This window comes from Pseudomonas sp. F1_0610 (genome assembly GCF_047470865.1).
Taxonomy (GTDB): Bacteria; Pseudomonadota; Gammaproteobacteria; order Pseudomonadales; family Pseudomonadaceae; genus JAZDRH01.
Window position 1 is genome coordinate 63508 of sequence record NZ_JAZDRH010000011.1, and the last position, 17141, is coordinate 80648.

The 17141-nt window shown below is 42.5% G+C and carries 18 protein-coding genes; 5 read left to right on the forward strand and 13 right to left on the reverse strand.

Features of this window, described 5'->3' with window-relative positions; all coding sequences use genetic code 11:
* Window positions 1-12: 12 nt before the first annotated feature.
* The gene (locus VQ643_RS08150; protein ID WP_414199122.1) at window positions 13-1533 is read right to left on the reverse strand and encodes an AmpG family muropeptide MFS transporter; all 1521 of its coding nucleotides are present in this window, start codon (window positions 1531-1533) and stop codon (window positions 13-15) included.
* Window positions 1534-1789: 256 nt separating this feature from the next.
* Between VQ643_RS08150 and VQ643_RS08155 the strand changes: the two genes are divergently transcribed.
* On the forward strand, window positions 1790-2797 hold the full coding sequence (locus VQ643_RS08155) for a DUF481 domain-containing protein (RefSeq protein WP_414199123.1): 1008 nt from the start codon (window positions 1790-1792) through the stop codon (window positions 2795-2797).
* 52 nt (window positions 2798-2849) lie between these two features.
* On the opposite strand, the gene VQ643_RS08160 is transcribed toward VQ643_RS08155, so the two are convergent.
* On the reverse strand, window positions 2850-3608 hold the full coding sequence (locus tag VQ643_RS08160; RefSeq protein WP_414199124.1) for an SDR family oxidoreductase: 759 nt from the start codon (window positions 3606-3608) through the stop codon (window positions 2850-2852).
* A gap of 111 nt (window positions 3609-3719) precedes the next feature.
* Between VQ643_RS08160 and VQ643_RS08165 the strand changes: the two genes are divergently transcribed.
* Together VQ643_RS08165 and VQ643_RS08170 are read left to right on the forward strand one after the other, a co-directional pair.
* Window positions 3720-4229: a DUF1877 family protein gene (locus VQ643_RS08165; protein WP_414199125.1), complete on the forward strand. Its 510-nt coding sequence runs from the start codon at window positions 3720-3722 to the stop codon at window positions 4227-4229.
* Between the two features lie 51 nt (window positions 4230-4280).
* Window positions 4281-5909, forward strand: a complete 1629-nt coding sequence (locus tag VQ643_RS08170; RefSeq protein WP_414199127.1) for an NAD+ synthase — start codon at window positions 4281-4283, stop codon at window positions 5907-5909.
* Window positions 5910-5940: 31 nt separating this feature from the next.
* Here the strand turns inward: VQ643_RS08170 and VQ643_RS08175 are convergent, their stop codons facing one another.
* The 7 genes from VQ643_RS08175 to rplU form a co-directional block, all read right to left on the reverse strand.
* Window positions 5941-6966, reverse strand: a complete 1026-nt coding sequence (locus VQ643_RS08175; RefSeq protein WP_414199128.1) for an MraY family glycosyltransferase — start codon at window positions 6964-6966, stop codon at window positions 5941-5943.
* A 9-nt stretch (window positions 6967-6975) separates the two neighbouring features.
* The gene (locus VQ643_RS08180) at window positions 6976-7935 is read right to left on the reverse strand and encodes an NAD-dependent epimerase/dehydratase family protein (RefSeq protein ID WP_414199129.1); all 960 of its coding nucleotides are present in this window, start codon (window positions 7933-7935) and stop codon (window positions 6976-6978) included.
* Window positions 7935-9026 carry a glycosyltransferase family 4 protein gene (locus VQ643_RS08185; RefSeq protein WP_414199131.1) on the reverse strand — a complete coding sequence of 364 codons (1092 nt, stop codon included), beginning with the start codon at window positions 9024-9026 and terminating at the stop codon, window positions 7935-7937. Before VQ643_RS08185 ends, VQ643_RS08180 begins: the two co-directional genes overlap by 1 nt.
* 27 nt (window positions 9027-9053) lie before the next feature.
* A complete protein-coding gene (gene proB / locus VQ643_RS08190; protein ID WP_414199133.1) occupies window positions 9054-10172 on the reverse strand; it encodes a glutamate 5-kinase in 1119 nt (372 codons plus the stop codon).
* A gap of 43 nt (window positions 10173-10215) precedes the next feature.
* Window positions 10216-11442: an Obg family GTPase CgtA gene (cgtA, locus tag VQ643_RS08195; RefSeq protein WP_414199134.1), complete on the reverse strand. Its 1227-nt coding sequence runs from the start codon at window positions 11440-11442 to the stop codon at window positions 10216-10218.
* A 133-nt stretch (window positions 11443-11575) separates the two neighbouring features.
* A complete protein-coding gene (gene rpmA, locus VQ643_RS08200) occupies window positions 11576-11833 on the reverse strand; it encodes a 50S ribosomal protein L27 (protein WP_414199135.1) in 258 nt (85 codons plus the stop codon).
* 35 nt (window positions 11834-11868) lie between these two features.
* Complete coding sequence (rplU, locus tag VQ643_RS08205; RefSeq protein WP_414199137.1) at window positions 11869-12180, reverse strand: 50S ribosomal protein L21; 312 nt, start codon at window positions 12178-12180, stop codon at window positions 11869-11871.
* Between the two features lie 246 nt (window positions 12181-12426).
* Between rplU and VQ643_RS08210 the strand changes: the two genes are divergently transcribed.
* Complete coding sequence (locus tag VQ643_RS08210) at window positions 12427-13395, forward strand: polyprenyl synthetase family protein (protein ID WP_414199139.1); 969 nt, start codon at window positions 12427-12429, stop codon at window positions 13393-13395.
* Between the two features lie 107 nt (window positions 13396-13502).
* Window positions 13503-13925 (forward strand): large-conductance mechanosensitive channel protein MscL, encoded by a 423-nt coding sequence (gene mscL / locus VQ643_RS08215; RefSeq protein WP_414199141.1) that lies wholly within the window; start codon window positions 13503-13505, stop codon window positions 13923-13925.
* A 61-nt stretch (window positions 13926-13986) separates the two neighbouring features.
* Here the strand turns inward: mscL and VQ643_RS08220 are convergent, their stop codons facing one another.
* From VQ643_RS08220 to fdxH, 4 genes are read right to left on the reverse strand one after another with little or no spacing between them, the layout of a single operon-like run.
* Complete coding sequence (locus tag VQ643_RS08220; RefSeq protein ID WP_414199143.1) at window positions 13987-14649, reverse strand: hypothetical protein; 663 nt, start codon at window positions 14647-14649, stop codon at window positions 13987-13989.
* A gap of 50 nt (window positions 14650-14699) precedes the next feature.
* Window positions 14700-15611 carry a formate dehydrogenase accessory protein FdhE gene (fdhE, locus tag VQ643_RS08225; RefSeq protein WP_414199145.1) on the reverse strand — a complete coding sequence of 304 codons (912 nt, stop codon included), beginning with the start codon at window positions 15609-15611 and terminating at the stop codon, window positions 14700-14702.
* Window positions 15604-16260 (reverse strand): formate dehydrogenase subunit gamma, encoded by a 657-nt coding sequence (locus VQ643_RS08230; protein ID WP_414199147.1) that lies wholly within the window; start codon window positions 16258-16260, stop codon window positions 15604-15606. Before VQ643_RS08230 ends, fdhE begins: the two co-directional genes overlap by 8 nt.
* Window positions 16257-17141 (reverse strand): formate dehydrogenase subunit beta, encoded by an 885-nt coding sequence (gene fdxH, locus VQ643_RS08235; RefSeq protein ID WP_414199167.1) that lies wholly within the window; start codon window positions 17139-17141, stop codon window positions 16257-16259. Before fdxH ends, VQ643_RS08230 begins: the two co-directional genes overlap by 4 nt.

Sequence of the window (17141 nt, forward strand, 5' to 3'; positions counted from 1 at the left end):
ATTTCAAGCGGTCTATTTTTCAATATATTTCTTTTTCGACTGCTCAATAGACCATTGCCACGCAATAAAAATCAACGTTGGAATACCTAGTAATGCCGCAATAACAAAGTAGGTTTCATAGCCGACCACTGCTACAATTTTCCCCCAAGAGCCACCTACTAGCCGTGGTAATAAAGCCATGAGTGAGCTTAATAATGCATACTGTACAGCGGAGAATTTAAGATTACTTAAGCTAGAAAGAAATGCGACCAAGGATGCGGCAGCTAAACCACGTGTGAAGTTATCGCCAGATACCGCAATAACGAGCATCGTCATATTGGCCCCCATCTGCGCTAGCAAGACAAAGAGCAGATTAGTTACCGCTGTTAAAACGCCGCCAATAAATAGAATGGGTAAGATGCCAAAACGTACAATGAGCAAGCCACCGGCCCCAGCGCCAAACAGGGTTAAGAACAAACCAAAAACCTTAGTTACATTAGCAATTTGGGTTGATGTGAAACCCATGTCAGAGAAAAACACATTACTCATGACAGCAACCATCACATCGGCCATACGATAAGTAGCCACAATACCGAGCAAAATTAGAGCCTGCCAACGAAAACGCGTAATAAAATCCTCTAATGGCAACAGCACAGGCTTTAATGTTCCACGTAAAATATTTGTCACACAGAATGCGGTAATAATGGTATAGAGCAGCGCCCGCAAAAAGGCACGATCATCAATAAGTAAATCCAGCAGTGAATCATTGCCTACAAAAACACGTGCAAAATCAGTATAAAAAAACTGCGTGAACATGGCAGGCACTGAAATTAAAAGTGCCACTAAGGTTAATGCAGAGGCTGCTTGCTGCCAAAAGCTATAAGGCAACACTTTACTCATTGCAATATTCAGGGGTTCTTTAATCCACAGTGTTGTTAAGATGCCTGGCACCATTAAAATGCCAAACAATAAGTAAGAACTCGCCCAAGCCGAATGAATATAGTTTAATCCGCTAGAGCCTAACCAAGATACCAAATACAAGACACCAGCCGTTGCTAATAGCTCGGCAATTCGATAACCCGCCATATAGCTAGCTGCCAATGTCGCTTGATGTGTGTCTTGTGCAATTTCTAAACGGTAGGCATCAATAGCCACGTCCTGTGTTGCTGAAGCAAAAGCCACTAAAACCCCAACAGCTATTAAAGTTGCCAAACTCGTTTGAGGGTTGCAAAACGCCATAATAGCCAACCCAAGTGCAATGAGCACCTGAGAGAACACTAACCACGAACGACGGCGCCCCAGCTTGTGCAGCAGCGGTAATTTGACTTGATCTAGAAAAGGCGCCCAAACCCATTTAAACGAATAGGCCAAGGCAATAAGGCTAGCATAGCCAATAGTTTCTTTAGCTACACCAGCTTCATTTAACCAATAGGATAAAGTACTAATAACTAAGGTAACAGGTAGGCCAGAAGCGAAACCAAGCAACAACAGCGCCAATGCTGCTGGGCTTGTATAAGCCTTTAAGCCTTCTAACCAACGAGATTTAGGCGACATAACAAATTTTTAACAAGACACAAACCTCATCATAGAATCCTAATGTTATGGCCTTAGGGTTTAGGCTAAGTTCAATATCAGGACGAAAGCTTAACATTAATCATTGGGTTCGCCAGTTTCTTTTAGCAAAATCGCCATAGCACTAACAAAACTAGAAAATACTAGCGCTTTATTAAGCTAATTTTTAAACTTACACACCAAGTTACAGTCTAGTTTAGACCTTTTTTATTTTACAACGGAACACGGTTATTTGTTTATGTATGCTCGACTCTCGTTAACTGCATTTGTAGCTACTCTACTTAGTACCAGCGTCTGCGCAGATACTATCTGGCTTAAGGATAGTGATGACCGAATTACAGGGACAGTTAAATTAATAGACAGTGGAAAGGTTTCCATCACCACGACTTATGCGGGCACCATCAATATTGACCTTGATAAAGTTGCCTCTATTGAAACCAGCCAAGAGCTAAATATTCGCCCCAAAAATAATGCGACTGAAATTAGTAGCCAGTTACGCCCTGCCGCAGAACCAGGGGATGTACGTATTGGCGAAGTCGATATTAAAGCGACGGATATTGAAACGGCTATGCTACCTAAACCTCCTGTTGATCCAAACAAAACATTCTGGAAAGGCCGTACCAGTTTATCGGGCGACTGGCGCAGAGCGGAAAAGGATGTTGACAGTTATGACTTTACTATTGATCTGGAAGCGCGCCGTGGCATATGGAAGCATGCTATTGCTGGAAACTATAGTTTTGAAAAGAAAAATGGTGATAAAACAACAGATCGTTACGATCTAAGCTACAGCTTAAGTCGTTTTATTACAGAAAAACTATACTGGGAAAACAAAGCCAAGTACGTTAAAGACCAAGTACAAGATTTGCGCACCCAAGAAACAATTGGTACAGGTATTGGTTATCAATTATGGGATAATGAGCTAGGGGCTTTTTCTGTTTCAAGTCTATACAACCTCAACTGGTATGAGTTCCAAGATGGAACCAAGGAAAACTTCCAGTCTATTGGCGCTACATGGAACTATAATCGCTATTTATGGAGTAAAGATTTTGAAGTATTTACTAAAGGCGATATCAGCGCTCCTCTAGCCAGTCAAGTTGATTACACCATGGATGCAGACGCTGGCGTTAGATACAACATTACACAATGGGTAAACCTCAGTTTAAAAGGCCAATGGCATAAGGTTTCATCCAAGTACGGCGATGTTAATGAACGCCGTATTTTGTTTGGTATTGGTGCTAATTGGTAGCCATCAGTACAAGAACGGCGCTTTCTCAGCGCCGTTCTTACGATGATGACTATTACAAGCGCAAACCACCATCCACTTCTAGAACACGCCCAGTAAAATAGTCATTCTCAAAAATATAACCTACTGAATGTGCAATATCATATGGCTTGCCCATACGACGTAAAGGAATACCTGAACACATTTTTTCTAGCGCTTCTGGTTTCATGCCTGACGTCATTTCAGTTTCAATAAAGCCTGGTGCAACAGCGCCCACACGAATGCCATAGCGCGCAAACTCTTTTGCCCAAACAACGGTATCAGCTGCGACAGCGGCTTTTGCTGCGGAGTAGTTAGCTTGCCCCATATTCCCTGCACGTGAAATAGAAGAGATATTAACAATCACCCCTTCTGACTTAAGCTCAATCATCTTAGCAGCTACTTCACGTGCACATAGAAAGACACCAGTTAAATTGACATTTAATACAGCCTGCCAATTTTCCAATGACATTTTGCTCATTTCACCATCACGCACCTTAATGGTTAGGCCATCACGTAAAATGCCGGCATTATTTACAATACCATTTAAGCTACCAAAATCAGTGGCAACCTGATTTACCATAGCAATAACCTGAGCTTCATCTGCTACGTTACAAAGATAAGATCTAGCTTCAACACCAATTTTCTTGCATGCCTGAACAGCCTGATCTAAACGCTCTTGGTTTAAATCAACAAGTGCTAGCTTTGCACCTTTAGCGGCAAAGAACTCGGCTATAGCACGACCCAGACCTTGCCCACCACCTGTTACAATGACAACTTTATCTTTTAGTTCCATTTCAACCTCTATACAGTGATACATGGTTAATACAGCCAGTATAACCTTTACGTTCACGTAAATAAGTAAAACGTTTGTTTTAGAGCGCTCTATTTAACACAGGTAATTTTTATGGGTATGAATGCTGTATATATGCAAATTGACGATAAAACACTAGATGCTTGGCTAGAGTTAGACGCACAAGATCTAAGCCAAGCAATGCATCGACTAGAAGAAAGCCAATCAGCCGCTATTTTAGATTTAGCTAAAATTTGGGATATCTTGCATTATTACTTAACGGGTGCCAGTGCCAGTACGCCTATCGAAGAAGATCCTTTAAGTGAAGCGGTAGTAGGTGTACATGTATTTGACGAAGAAGATGAAGCCGCTGACTTTATTGCCTGCACTGAATATGCTGAATTACCTTTAATCATTGACGCTTTGTGCAACTTTAATCATGCACAAGGCCTGCAGCGATTAACCGCACCTGCTATAGAATCCTTAGATTTATATCCAAAAGGAATTGAATTAACAGCTATTGACCAACTACACACTGAAGTGCAAAAAGCTATTCAACAGCTAATCGCATTTTACCAACAAGCACTAGAACAACGCCTACATATTATTGTAAGCATTGTCTAAGCCTAAACGAACTCTTACACTGCTTATTATTTAAGTCACGAGGTACTTTCCATGCCCAGCCAACTGCATATTGCTTTAGCACAAATCAACTTACGCGTTGGCGATATTTCTGGAAATGTACAGCGTGTGCTTGATGCCGCCCAGCAAGCTTATCAACAACAAGCTGACTTAATTGTTTTTCCTGAGTTAACCCTGTGCGGCTATCCTGCCCAAGACTTATTACTGCGTGATAGTATGCAGTTACGTATTGAGAACGCCCTACAACAACTTTGCCAAGAACTACCCGATATTCAGGTTATTCTTGGCTTACCTTGGTCCCAAGAAGGCATGCGCTATAACAGTTGTGCCCACATTCACCAAGGCAAAGTAAAGCATCTGTATTTCAAACAATTCTTGCCCAACTATGCCGTTTTTGATGAACAACGTTATTTTGCGGCAGGCAATACGTCCTGCATCATCGAATGCAAAGGCATTAAGTTAGCGCTTAGCATTTGTGAAGATATCTGGCATGACAGCCCTATGTTACAAGCCAAAAAGCAAGGGGCGCATGCGTTAATCAGCATCAATGCCTCACCTTATAACTATGGCAAGCAACAAGAACGCGAAATGCTAGTCACACGCCAAGCCAAACAAGGCAGCATGCCGGTTATTTACTTAAATCTTGTAGGTGGACAAGACGAGCTTGTTTTCGATGGTAATAGCTTCGCTTGCAATGCTGATGGCAATCTGGCTTACCGAGCCCCCGCATTCAAAGAAACAATAGAGTGTATTAGTCTGCAAAAAACAGCTGAAACCCTAGCCATTAACAAACATAAAATAGCTGCTCCGCTAACCAAGGCGGCTAGTGTTTACCAGGCTTTAGTTTTGGCAATACAAGACTATGTCCAGTATAACGGTTTCAAGGGTGTGCTCTTAGGCCTATCTGGTGGCATTGACTCTGCTTTAGTGCTAGCCCTAGCCAGCGATGCTCTAGGTGCTGACAAAGTTGAAGCGGTGATGATGCCTTATCACTATACCGCCCAAATCAGCCAAGACGATGCAGCTGAGCAAGCTAATACACTAGGTGTCAAATACCAAGTAGCGCCTATTGCACCTATGGTAGAAGCTTTCTTACAAACCCTAACACCAATTTTTGGTGCGCAACCTAAAGGTATTACTGAGGAAAACCTACAAGCACGCTGCCGCGGTAGTTTGTTAATGGCAATGTCTAATAAAACAGGGGCGCTTGTGCTAACCACAAGTAATAAAAGTGAGACCGCCGTTGGCTACTCAACCCTTTATGGTGACATGGCAGGTGGTTTTGCCCCCTTAAAAGATGTGCCAAAAACCTTAGTTTTTGAACTTGCCAAGTACCGCAACACTTTAGGCAAATGCATTCCAGAGCGCGTTATTAGCCGTCCACCTTCAGCTGAATTGTCGCCAGATCAAAAGGATGAAGATTCTCTCCCTGCCTACCCTGTCTTGGATGAAATTTTGCGTCTATATGTGGATGACGATCACAGCGCCAATGACATCATTGCCCGTGGTTTTGCTCCCGAAATCGTCATGAAAGTATTGCGCCTAGTCGATATCAACGAATACAAACGCCGCCAAGCTGCCGTCGGCCCACGAATCACCAAACGCAGCTTTAGCCTAGACCGCCGCTATCCTATTACTAATGCTTGGCGTAGAGGGGAGTAACTTACCTATAATATTAGTTAGGGCTGGTGTATCACTTTTTTTCTACTACCCCAGCCTTAAAGTAAACCGCAAGGCTTATCAAAGGGATATAAGCAATAAGGGTGGTTAGCATTCCATCTAGATAGCCTAAACCTACAACTAACGCCAAAGGCAATAACCAAAATAAATTAATTAACAATACAGCTAATGTAACTTTTTTATGGGAGTTAAATTGGCGCGCAGCATACTGATAAGCATGGCTTCTATGGGCTTCATATACTTTTTCTTTACGCCATAAACGATGAAGCAATGTAAAAGTTGCATCAACAATAAATACGCCCAATACAATTATCCAGCACCAAAAAAAATTAGCGCTCAACCATGCACCTTGGATACTTAGCAAAGCCAGTATAATACCTAAAAAACCACTACCTGCATCTCCCATAAATATTTTCGCAGGTGGAAAATTCCATACTAAAAAGCCAAGTACTGAACTTGCTAACGCAATTAGTAATACAGCTGAATCCTGAAACTCTAACAACCAGTATAAAAACGCCATGCTTAAGCAGCTAGTCATTGCTTCTATGCTCGCTAAGCCATCAATACCATCCATAAAATTATACAGATTAAGCAACCATACCGAGTATACTGCAGCTAAAATATAGCCAGCCCAAGATAAATCTAAACTCATGCCTAGTATTATTAATGGAGGAAAACCCTGTAGCCAATAAAGCCCCCAAATCGCAGCAGAAAAATGCCCTAGTAATCGCCATCGTGCAGCAACATGTCCAAGGTCATCTAAAAAACCAATTACAGCTAACAGGACTCCAGCACCTAACAAAGCAATAAAGAGATTAAATAGCAAGAAATCAAATAGAAATAGAACAAATAAAGCGCCAATAAAACTTAGAACAATAGCTACACCACCACCCCGCGGAGTAGCTACTGTATGAGAACTACGCTCATTTGGAATATCTATAATGCTTTTAGCTAAAGCAAGGCGGCGCAAGCCATAGGTTCCCAAATAACCAGCTAAAAACAAACCACAACATATAATAAATAAAATTGCTTTAGTCATTAAGCATTCCTATTGCTGGTTTTTAGATATAAATTCACTTCCCGCTCTTAGCAATGCTTTATCTGCACTAATAACAGGCGACCAACCTAACAATTTTTTAGCTTTTGAATTATCTATAATTAAAGAGCCACATAGTTGGCTATATAAGTTTTTCTTACCCATAAATACAGCTAATCTTTCAAGTATATTCTGCGGAAAAGAGAACAAAAGCACTTTTTTATTCATTCCATAAGATATTTTTCTAAATAGATCAGGAGTAGAGATTCGCTCATCATCACTAATTAAAAATAACTCATTTGCGGCAGCAGGATGCTCAATACAGCAACTAATAAAACTAATTAGATTTTCTAACGCAATAAATGAACGCTGATTTTTTACATTCGCTAAAGGTATAGGCAAACCAGTCTTCACTAACTTTAATAGCCGTTGAAAATTACCTGGCGCACATCCTGCATACACTAATGGTGGGCGTATAATAACTAGCTCCATTGTTGAGTCTTTACACAAATCAATAAGTGCTTTCTCAGCATTAAATTTTGATAGCGCATACAACGCTTGAGGATTTACTTCTGTCGACTCAGTAAACGCCTTGTCTATTGGGGTTGAAGCCCCATTAACACCAATAGAGCTAATAAAAATAAAACGTTTAACACCTGCAAGCATAGCTTGGCGAGCTAAATTCAACGTACCTAGAACATTGGTTTGATTAAAAAGCTCAGCCGGATTAGCCGTTTTTTCTTTTAAAACATGTGCCCTAGCCGCTAAGTGGATAACAACATCAATCTCTTTATCTTTTAATTGAAAATCTCCCCTTTCTAGAGAATCAATATAAACACAGTTATTTGATTGTTGAGTTTTTTGAGGTTCTCTCACAGCCAATAAAAGCTCATATCTACTTTGTTTATTTAGATAACATTTTAATGCTTTACCTATAAAACCAGAGCAGCCGGTTAGTAAAATTTTCTCCATTAGATGCTTAACAACCTCTTATACACACCCTGAGTTCGCTCAAGCATAATAGAAAACTGAAATTCCTCTAAAAAATATGCACGGCCTGCCTTCCCCATTTTCTCACGTAAATCTGCTGAAATAATTAGTTTTTCAAGTGCTTCTATTAGCTGAGATTGGCTTCCTCTAGGCACTAAAAAGCCCGTTTCATTGTGCTTAATAGACTCAGAAACACCACCCACATCAGAAGCAATTACAGGCAAACTCGCAGACATCGCCTCCAAAATAGTTAACGGAAGGCCCTCCCAGTTAGATGTAAGAACAAATATATCTGACTGCTCAAGCAAAGTAGAAACATCATTTCTAGCACCTAAAAATGCAATACTCTCAGTTAACTCTAGCTTACTCACCAATTGCTTACAGCCTTCTAGACTGGGACCTGCCCCAGCAAACCGCAAAGTCCAGTTTAAATTTTTAAGCTCACTTAAAGATTTTATTAATAATTCTTGATCTTTAGGGGCATCAAAACGAGCAACCATAATAATCTGACAGCATTGCTCATTTTTTTTGGAGAACTGACTATAGTCATGAACGCCATTATGAATAGTAATTATTTTTTCATGTCCCCCAATATGGCTTAAAGCTAAGTTCTCATCATATTTAGAAACAGTGATTATCTTTGAGGAGTATCGTAAAAAAAACTTCTCTACATGTTTAAAAACAAAGGATTTTAGGCTTGGCACGCCATCAGTAAATGACCAACCATGCGCTGTAAACACACAAGGAATATGTAATTTAGTAGCTACTAAGCGCCCTAAAATACCAGCCTTAGATGAATGGGTATGTATAAGATCTGGCTGTAATGCCTGGACGACTTTTTTTATTTGCTTATAAGCTAAAAAGTCTTTATAGAGATTAATCTCACGGACTAAAGAAGGAATGGCAATACAATTTAACTTACGCTGCTTTGCATGCTCAAAGAAAACACCATTACCTCCTACTATAAGCGTTACATCATGGCCATCTTTTTGCATTGCATCTGCTAAATCAAGTAAATGAATGCTAGCGCCACCTATAACATCTGAGCGTGTAAGTATATATACAATCTTCATTGCAGCCATTCTCTTCGCTAGGCTTGATTAAGAAACCACCAAATTATCCCTATGAATCAAATCTATTTCTGCGACATAGCCTAAGATAGTTTCAATTTGATCAGAGGCTTTGCCCATAATTTTGTGGGCTTCTAGGGCGTTGTAGTTGGCTAGGCCGCGGGCGATTTCGTTGCCTTGCTGGTCTAGGCAGACAACCATTTCGCCACGTCGAAAGTTGCCTTCCACAGCAATAACCCCAACGGGCAATAAGCTCTTATGGGAGTCTTTTAATGCTTTAACTGCACCCGCATCTAGCGTTAAGGAACCACGCATTTGCAGGTGTCCTGCCAGCCATTGCTTACGAGCACCATCACGACACTGTTCTGGAGATAAGAGTGTACCTAAACGCTCACCCTGTTTTAAGCGATCCAGCACACGTTCTATGCGTCCACCTACAATTACAGTATGCGCACCTGAGCGTGCCGCTAAACGGCCCGCTCTTAATTTAGTTTGCATGCCTCCGCGCCCTAATACACCACCTGTCCCCCCAGCCACGGTATCAAGCATAGGGTCATCGGCACGGGCTTCAAAAATCATTTTAGCATCAGGATTTTTACGCGGGTCAGCATCAAACATACCTTGCTGATCGGTTAAAATAACCAGCAAGTCGGCTTCAACTAAGTTAGCCACCAACGCAGCTAGGGTATCATTGTCGCCAAAGCGTATCTCATCAGTAGCCACAGTATCATTTTCATTAATCACAGGAATAACACCTAGCTCTAGTAAAGTGCGCAGGGTGCTGCGTGCATTTAAATAACGCTTGCGATCAGACAAATCATCATGTGTGAGCAAAATTTGGGCAGTATGCTCGCTGTGCTCTGCAAAGCTGGTTTGCCATGCTTTAACTAAACTCATTTGTCCCACTGCAGCCGCTGCTTGCAGCTCATGAATTGCACTAGGTCGAGAAGTCCAGCCTAAACGGCTCATTCCAGCAGCGACAGCACCTGATGAAACAAGTACCAAATCAATACCTGCTTGACGCAAAGCTACCATTTGCTGCACCCAGATCGCCATCGCCTGACGATCAAGGCCTTTACCATCGCCTGTCAGCAAGGCGCTACCAATTTTAACTACCCAGCGCTGTGCGCTTTTAACTGTTTCACGCATCGCAAATGCCCTTAGCTACTGTACGTGAGAAGAAATACGTAAATTATGGGACGTAGAAGATTTCTGGTCCATCTTCATCATCAAAATCTTCGTCATCGTCAAGGAAGTCGTCTTGTGTAACTTCATCAACTGGTTTCATTCCAGCACGACGCAATGCTCGACGATCATCCAGTGACTGTAAGTGTGCCCGACCTTCATCTTCAATACGCTGATCTAAATCGGCCAGCATAGCCGCATATTCTGGATCTTCGGCTATTCTTAGCGTACGCTCATCAAGATAGCGCATAATATCTTGGCAAAGCGCTTCTGTACCTTCACGCTCAATGGCTGAAATCACATAAACAGGGCCTTCCCAGTTTAGGCGCTCAACCACAGACTTAACTTTATCATCAAGCTCATCTTCAAAGACCTGATCGGATTTATTTAAAACCAACCAACGATCACGCTCAGCCAAAGCAGGGCTAAATTGTGCAATTTCATTCACAATAATTTCAGCAGCCTCTGCTGGATCACTTTCATCCAACGGTGCCAAATCAACAATATGTAGGAGTAAACGAGTGCGTGTTAGGTGCTTTAAGAAACGAATACCTAGGCCAGCCCCCTCAGCAGCCCCCTCTATAACACCTGGAATATCCGCTAGGACAAAGTTTTTAAAACGCCCAACGCTGACTACGCCTAGGTTTGGCACTATGGTGGTAAATGGATAATCCGCCACTTTAGGTTTAGCAGCAGAAACTGAGCGAATAAAAGTACTCTTACCTGCATTTGGCAAACCTAAGAGACCTACATCAGCTAATACTTTTAACTCTAATTTTAAATCGCGAGAATCACCTGGTTTACCTGGTGTTGTTTGGCGTGGTGCTCTGTTTGTACTGGATTTAAAGCGGGTATTTCCCAGCCCATGCCAGCCGCCTTGAGCTACCATAATACGCTGCCCAGCTTCAACTAAGTCACCAATAATTTCTTGGGTGTTTGCATCAATAATAGTAGTACCTACAGGCACCTTTAGGACAAGGTCATCACCTTTGGCACCTGTGCACTCACTACCACGTCCGTTCTCACCACGTTTAGCCTCAAAACGACGAGTGTAACGATAATCAACCAAGGTATTAAGGTTCTCATCGGCTTCCATAAATACGGAGCCGCCATCACCGCCATCACCGCCGTTAGGGCCACCAAACTCAATAAACTTTTCGCGACGAAAACTCATGCAGCCATTGCCACCATCGCCTGCTTTTACAAAAATAGAAACTTCATCTACAAATTTCATGCTCGTTCCTCCCGCCATACACACGGGTAATTAGTTAGACGCAGGATACAACAAAAGCATGAGCATCGCGTCTTTATTTATAGCACCAACAAAAAAGCCCCGTCATTCGACAGGGCTTTTTCAGTAAAGCGAATTAGGCTTGAACTACGCTTACGTAGCGACGACCAAATGCACCTTTAACTTCGAACTTAACAACACCTTCTTGCTTAGCAAATAAAGTGTGGTCTTTGCCCATACCAACACCGAAACCAGGGTGGAATTCAGTGCCACGCTGACGAATGATGATATTGCCAGCTTTAACTGTTTGGCCGCCGAAGATTTTGACGCCAAGGCGTTTCGATTCCGAGTCGCGACCGTTGCGGGTAGAACCGCCAGCTTTTTTCGTTGCCATGAGTTCAGTACTCCAATTAGCGAATCAACAAGCTATTAAGCTTGGATACCAGTGATTTTGATTTCAGTGAACCACTGACGGTGGCCCTGACGCTTCATGCTGTGCTTACGACGACGGAATTTGATGATACGCACTTTATCGTGACGACCGTGATCGGTCACTTCAGCGGTAACTTTAGCGCCATCTACAACAGGTGCGCCGATTTTAACATCTTCACCGTTGCCAACGAGTAGAACGCGATCAAAGGTGATTGCATCACCTGTTGCCACGTCTAATTTCTCAACTTTAAGGTATTCACCTTCAGCGACTTTATATTGTTTGCCGCCGGTTACAATTACTGCGTACATTCGCATTTCTCCGTTATGCCTGCTCACCCAGCGCTTAATTGGTATAGCTAATAGCTGGCATGGCTGCACTTTGCTGGATTAGGGCTTAGTGCATTGCGTAAGTCAGGGTTATTACCCAAATAATATGTTCAGGGGCGCAAATTGTACGCAAGCTGTGACAACTACGCAAGCCTTTACATAACTTACCTTGACAGTAATTGCTCAAAACCCTAGCATGCCGCGCACACACTCCAAAGATGTAAGATCATGCAACCACAATCTTTTTACAGCGTTGTCGCCGATGACTTTGCTGCTGTTGATGCCATTATCAAGCAGCAACTCACATCTCATGTGCCCTTGGTAGAGAAGATCAGCGATTACATTATCTCTGCTGGCGGCAAGCGTCTACGCCCCTTATTAGTGCTTTTAGCAGGTAATGCACTAGGAAAAAAAGATCAAGAACTTCAGCTATTAGCGGCCACTATTGAGTTTTTACATACATCAACACTTTTGCATGATGATGTGGTTGATAAGTCCGACTTACGGCGTGGACGGCAAACGGCAAACGCCAAGTGGGGGAATGCACCTAGCGTATTGGTGGGCGATTTTCTCTATGCACGCTCATTTGAAATGATGGTTAAACTCGCCTCCCTTCCTGTGATGCAAATCATCTCTTTTGCAACACGTATTATTGCTGAAGGCGAAGTACTTCAATTAACTAAAGTACGTGATGCTAGCACCACTGAAGAAACCTATATGCAGGTGATTCGCGGAAAAACAGCCATGCTTTTTGAAGCCTCTACACACAGTGCCGCTGTGCTTGCTAATGCCCCTAAAGAGCATGCTCAAGCGCTGCAAGCATTTGGTGATGCTTTAGGGGTTGCCTTTCAGCTCGTTGATGACCTACTTGATTACAAAGGCGACGCAGAAACATTAGGAAAGAATGTTGGTGACGATCTTGCAGAGGGCAAGCCAACCCTTCCATTAATTGTAACCATGCGCGATGGCACTGCAGAGCAAGCAAAAATTGTTCGCCAAGCTATTCAAAAAGGCGGCATTGAAGATCTTAGTCAAATTACCCAAGCCGTTGAAGCTTCTGGCGCCTTGGATTATACCGCTAAATTAGCACGCGACTATGCCGAAAAAGCAATCAATCACCTTGATATCCTTCCTGAATCAAAATACAAACAAGCCATGATTGAGCTAACGCAATTTGCCGTAGCTCGCACCTATTAGGAAGATCCCGATAAAACCTGCACTTTGTGGGTTTTATCTCATTTTTAATCTGCACATCTAATATATATCCTAGTAAAGTATTCGAAATTTAGCGAAGGAGTATCCGCATGAGTTTTCTGAAAGAATTTAAAGAATTTGCCATGAAAGGCAATGTGATTGACATGGCTGTTGGTGTCATTATTGGCGCTGCTTTCGGCAAAATCACGACCTCGTTAGTAGGCGATGTTATTATGCCGCCATTAGGATTACTTATTGGCGGGGTTGATTTCTCACAGCTTGCAATCACCTTGAAAGAAGCCAGTGAAGCTGACCCTGCTGTTGTTATTGCTTATGGTAAATTTATCCAAACACTGGTTGATTTCTTAATTATTGCCTTCGCAGTATTTTTAGGAATTAAAACGGTTAATCGCTTAAAACGCGAGCCTGAAGCCCCCGCTGCAGCAGAACCTGAAGCACCACCAGCGCCTTCATCAGAAGAAGTTTTATTATCTGAAATACGTGATTTATTGAAAGAACAAAGTAAGCGATAAGTAGTAAAAAACCCCAAAAAGTTATTCCACCTTTTTGGGGTTGGTCCAAAACTCAGTGCTTTTATTCACTTTTATCTGAAGCATTGGTTGCTGTTTCTGCCTTTTCTGCGCTTTCACTTGCTACTGTTTCTATTGTTGCTGCTTTCAATAATTCTAGCCAGTGATCGCGAACCTCTTTATCCATTTGCGGCTTCATTTCTGTATAAGCAATACGATGCCAACCTCTATCACTGGCGATAAAGCGAGTTAACTCATGCTGAATACCAAGGTACTCACATTGCCTTGTGTCCCACTCAATTAATACGCTATTAGAAGTACGCTCTAGCATTTCCAATGAAATATCCGAACAGCTGGCTTTAAGCTGCTCAGCAAAAGAAATAGCAAAGCTTTCAACTGGATCATGCACGCCTTCAAAAAACTGGGCACTGAGTAACTTTGTCCAATTTTGTGCGGTTTCCTCACCTGTAACCCATTCGGCTAGCGTATAACCTTTAATGCTTTCATTGGCTAGCATGCTTTCTTGATCTATTTGTCCTGACTCTCGCAGCTCTTGTAGTTTTTTGGGAGGTAAATCAATACTGTAGTCCTCTCGCCACTGTTTTTCATCGAGCTCAGGAATAACGACCTTCTCTGCTGCCATATCGCTTAATTCTTCTGCCCACAAAGTGCTCGTACTTATTAAACAAACCGTTGCAGCCAGAACTAAGGATAATTTTTTTGCCATGCAAGCTCCTAAAGCTGTGCGAAATACCAACTAAAAACAATAACCTGCATTTAGCTTGGCAACAAGTATGGATTCAAGCCACTGCGTGAGAAACCTTCTTCTTCAACACCTGCATCTAGTGCCAAGGAGGCTAAGTCATCTGCTATGACTTCCAGATGCAGATCTTTTTCCTGATAAATTACTTTCAAATAACTTTCACAGGCATCACAGCTCTCTGCTTTGATAGTGGCGTTTTTCTCATCTAAAGACCAATAGTGTAACCCACTTGTTCCCTCACAATTGCTACATTTTACACGTACTAGGTGCCACTGACTTTCACAAAGATTACAATGCAAATAACGCAAACCATTTTGTGCTCCACCTCGAATGACACTTGCACAAGGAACACCACCGCAAACTGGGCAAAACTGACGTTGTTCGCCATAATCTGCTTTAGCTGAAGCCGAAAGCGCCTCCGCCATTTGCGCCCAATATACCGATAATGCTGACCATAAAAAAAGTGCCCAGCCTTTAGGTACTTGGGAAAATTTTTGTGCCAATAAGTACCCAGCAGCACTTTCTAATTGCTCAGTGGAGGCGACCAATAACTGCTGACAAACGGCTTGCACTTGCTCAGTAGAAAGGTCTTTTACTTGTTCCACTATGCTATTAAGCGCTGTATGCCAATAATGATCACGCTCAAGCTTTTGCCAATTCAATGGTGGATGCTCTTTACCTAGGCGCTGCTGTATTATTTCAATTGCAGTTTTAGGTAAAGCGAGCTTGTGTACTACCTCTTGTTGAGCTAAAGCCATTTGCGCACAAAACAGCAAGTAATCCTGCATAGGGTGATCTTGAGCCAATTGCTGTAAGCGCTTGGCGCGTTGCTGATAAAGCTTATCTAAACGCGGTAGCAGTACTGGCGTTATAGTGCCAATACCGCCACTGAGCTGCTCTGCTGGAACGAACTGTATACTACTCATGCGTTTTTTTATCTGCCTTTAAAATATCTTCACGGTACCAGCGTGAATGGTGCTGCTTTGCCCACTTACGAGATACGTAGCCCGTCACCATACCTGAAATGGAACCCTTGACCCAAATACCCAGATAAATATGACCAATAATCAATAAAATTAACAATACACCTGCTAACGAATGTAAAAATAGGCCAATGCGAATTAAATCAATACCAAAGGCGCTTTGGAAATAAGGCGCAAAATAGGGACGCCAGACAACAACACCTGTTATTAACAAGAGGCTTATCAACCCCATAATGCTCCAAAACAAGAACTTCTGACCTGCATTGTATTTGCCAATTTGTAGGTCAACATCTTCTTTACCTGCCATAACACTGCCAATGTTTTGCACCCATAATTTATCTTGTTTTTCTGGCATGTTGTATTTAACAAATTTGAAAAACATGAAAACAAGCGCTAAGAACACAGCCACACCCAAAAATGGATGAAGAATTCTTGCCATCTGCGGCGTCCCTAAAACACTGTTTAACCAGCTTAATGAAGGGAACACCCAAGACAAGCCAGATAATGCTGTTAGGAAAAAGCAAATCACCATAATCCAGTGGCAAGCGCGCGCTGCAAAAGGAGTACGTAAAATCATGTCTTTCTTATTCATGCTTTTGGCTCCTCGTGTTCGTTGTCATCATGCACTTCGTTTGGCCCAACACCTACGTAGTGGAAAATAGTGCCTGCAATGGTAGCGAAGAAGGCTACTGCAGCAGCAGGCTTCAACCAGCCTTTCCAGCCCTCTACAGTACGGCTAATACGTGGATCTTTGGCCAGGCCATGATATAACTCTGGCTTATCACCATGCTGTAATACATACATGACATGCGTTCCACCCACGCCTTGAGGATCATAGAGTGCCGCTTGTTTAAATCCTCGTGTTTTTAATTCATCCACACGCTGCTGAGCAAGGTACTGCATATCCTCTTTGCTGCCAAAGTTGATTGCACCTGTTGGACAGGTTTTCACACAGGCAGGTTCTTGTCCTACAGCCACGCGATCAGAGCACAGAGTACATTTATAGGCTTTATTATCACGTTTACTAATACGTGGCACGTCAAATGGACAGCCTGCAATACAGTAGCCACAACCAATACAGTGCTCTGATTGAAAGTCAACAATGCCATTAGCAAACTGGATGATAGCCCCCGGTGCAGGGCAAGCTTTCAAACAACCTGGGTCGGCGCAGTGCATACAGCCATCTTTACGAATAAGCCATTCCAGTCGGCCTTTTTCATTTTCCACTTCGCTAAAGCGCATTACTGTCCAGCTATCAGCTGTGAGATCCATAGGGTTGTCATATACCCCGTGATTTTCACCGACTTCATCACGTAAATCGTTCCATTCTGAGCAGGCAACCTGACAGGCTTTACAACCAATACAGGTAGTAACATCAATTAGTTTAGCTACTTCTGCCTGTTTATCACGAACCTGTGGGGCAGGAGTCAAACTGCTCGTTGCTGAACGCTTAATAATGTCTTGAGATTGCAT